A 1551-nucleotide genomic window follows, 5' to 3' on the forward strand; every position below is an offset into this window, starting at 1 on the left:
TATGAAGTGTTGCCACATAACAAAACAATCAAGGCGGAAAAAACTAGCTGGCTGCGCCAAATCGCTAGATTTTTCCGCTTATCGTAAGCGTTAGGTGCCTGGCTAAACATGAAACTTAAGAGTTTAATTTTAATATGCTCATTAACATTTATTGGATGTGAGTCAAATAACTCATCATCTCAAGAAGTTGATGGCGTTAAAATTATCGGCCTTATCTCGAAGGCTACTGCTCGCGACTTAATCACTTTGTCAATGATGTGCTCTGATCTTAGTTGTCTGGGTAACAAGAAAGAATCTGTGCCTCAGTGGTTGAATGGTTTTTCGAAAATTGGGTATATAAGTCTAGAAAGTAAAACTGTGTATAAGGTTTGGGTTAGAGCTCATGAACATGCTTATCTAGCGCTATATTTTACGCAAAATGAAAATGGATTTGAATTGAGTAACTTCGGTTTCGGTGAATTGAACTAGCACACCTAACAAATGCATTAAAATTGACGCCTAACAGTTGGCTGGCGCTCATTCTTCGCTTATTTTAGCCAACTGTTATCCGCAATTTATGCGGGCGTTATGTGAGAAGCAACCATGAATATCGTTTGGAACCAGATAGATAAAGCTTTTCATGATGACGGAAGCTTACGCGACATTTATTTCTTCGGTACTAATGTAGAAATTTGGAATTCTTTCATAGCTTCAGTTCTAAAGTCAGAATTCGGTTATAAGTTTTACAAAGGCGGAGAGTTGTGTGAAATTTACACAAATTTTGATAGTATCTTTGAGGAAAGAAAGAATACTAGTTTAATGCTCGTCATTGAAAAAAACGGAGTCAGTTTTAATTGTCATTTCTTCACCGATGAAGAAATTGAATTGGATATTTCTCCAAGAGAAGTTAATAATCCGCTCGCATTCAATACTGTATTAGAATTTATGTCCTATTTTTCTAAGGCCACAAATATATCGAGTGTTCTAACTTACGAAAATAGTCCTGAACATGAAATCATTAAATGCAGCATTGAAAATGGTTTTGTTCCAATTCAAGTCACATAACAAGGCATTGCACCAGACGAATTGTAAGTAGCGCTTATGCAATATCGCTACGCTAAGTCTATCGCAACGCGCTACTTACAATCCGCAGGTGAACGCAACGTTAGCTGCTAGGAGAAGTCATGAGTGATTGGCCATTTGATCAGATAGAAACCTGTGTGGCGGTGACAAACAAAGACATTATTCATGAGGGTGCTCCAATACTTCATGTATGCCACGATGAAGAAGATCATGGTTGGCAATTCATCGGATTAGATGATGCAGAAGAAGAAAATATTGCGCTCGTATGTATGGCTGAAATTGTAAAGTTAGACCCTACGGTTAAAGAGGTGGCACATATCCCTCCTGGCTGGCATGCTTGGCGTCAACATGTTGGTGCAGAATGGGAAATTGAAGAATATGCAGAGTAATCAGCTAACATGCGGCAAGCAAAACTCATAACAAGGCCAAGCACAATCGTGCAATGCAAAAAGCGCATTGCACTGGACCTCGCTACGCTCGGCCTGTGTT

At 39.1% G+C, this 1551-nt stretch carries 3 protein-coding genes; all 3 read left to right on the top strand.

Annotation, left to right across the window (positions count from 1 at the left end; translation table 11 throughout):
- Positions 1-108 precede the first annotated feature (108 nt).
- The 3 genes from Q4Q49_RS22065 (at position 109) to Q4Q49_RS22075 (ending at position 1451) form a co-directional block, all read left to right on the top strand.
- Positions 109-468: a hypothetical protein gene (locus tag Q4Q49_RS22065; protein ID WP_312000453.1), complete on the top strand. Its 360-nt coding sequence runs from the start codon at positions 109-111 to the stop codon at positions 466-468.
- Positions 469-582: 114 nt separating this feature from the next.
- On the top strand, positions 583-1044 hold the full coding sequence (locus Q4Q49_RS22070; protein ID WP_312000454.1) for a hypothetical protein: 462 nt from the start codon (positions 583-585) through the stop codon (positions 1042-1044).
- A 119-nt stretch (positions 1045-1163) separates the two neighbouring features.
- Positions 1164-1451: a hypothetical protein gene (locus Q4Q49_RS22075; protein WP_012088263.1), complete on the top strand. Its 288-nt coding sequence runs from the start codon at positions 1164-1166 to the stop codon at positions 1449-1451.
- Positions 1452-1551 lie beyond the last annotated feature (100 nt).

This window comes from Shewanella sp. SP1S1-7 (genome assembly GCF_031932105.1).
Taxonomy (GTDB): domain Bacteria; phylum Pseudomonadota; class Gammaproteobacteria; order Enterobacterales; family Shewanellaceae; genus Shewanella; species Shewanella baltica.